This window comes from Nibrella viscosa (assembly GCF_039541875.1).
Classification (GTDB): domain Bacteria; phylum Bacteroidota; class Bacteroidia; order Cytophagales; family Spirosomataceae; genus Nibrella; species Nibrella viscosa.
Genome location: NZ_BAABHB010000045.1, coordinates 1 through 943, shown reverse-complemented (window position 1 = coordinate 943; position 943 = coordinate 1). Strand labels below are relative to the sequence as shown.

Below are 943 nucleotides of genomic sequence, written 5' to 3'. Positions count from 1 at the left end.
GCTTCACGGTGACGGATGCCAACGGCTGTGCGGCTACAACGGAGATCACTCTGACGCAGCCTACAGCGGTAACGGCCACAGCCACGGTGAGCACCTCCATCGCCTGCTTCGGCGGTCAGGGCAGTGTCAGCGTAGTAGGCACGGGCGGCACGGCACCTTACCAGGTGACGGGCCAGACCACAGGCTTAACGGCGGGCACTTACAGCTTTACAGTGACGGATGCCAACGGCTGTGCGGCTACAACGGAGATCACTCTGACGCAGCCTACAGCGGTAACGGCCACGGCCACGGTGAGCACCTCCATCGCCTGCTTTAGCGGTACAGGATCAGTAAACGTAGTAGGCACAGGCGGCACAGCACCTTACCAGGTGACGGGCCAGACCACAGGTCTGGTAGCGGGCACCTACAGCTTTACAGTGACTGACGCCAACGGGTGTGCGGCCACAACGGAGATCACTCTGACGCAGCCTACAGCGGTAACGGCCACGGCCACGGTGAGCACCTCCATCGCCTGCTTTAGCGGTACAGGATCAGTAAACGTAGTAGGCACAGGCGGCACAGCACCTTACCAGGTGACGGGCCAGACCACAGGTCTGGTAGCGGGCACTTACAGCTTTACAGTGACCGATGCCAACGGGTGTGCGGCCATAACGGAGATCACTCTGACGCAGCCTACAGCGGTAACGGCCACGGCCACGGTGAGCACCTCCATCGCCTGCTTCGGCGGTCAGGGCAGTGTCAGCGTGGTAGGCACAGGCGGCACGGCACCTTACCAGGTGACGGGCCAGACCACGGGCTTAACGGCGGGCACTTACAGCTTCACGGTGACGGATGCCAACGGGTGTGCGGCTACAACGGAGATCACTCTGACGCAGCCTACAGCGGTAACGGCCACGGCCACGGTGAGCACCTCCATCGCCTGCTTCGGCGGTCAGGGCAGTGT

General features: G+C 62.6%; 1 pseudogene. It reads left to right on the top strand.

What is annotated here, in order from left to right:
• A pseudogene (locus ABD931_RS29105) lies at positions 1 to 943 on the top strand (hypothetical protein); the annotation flags it as partial.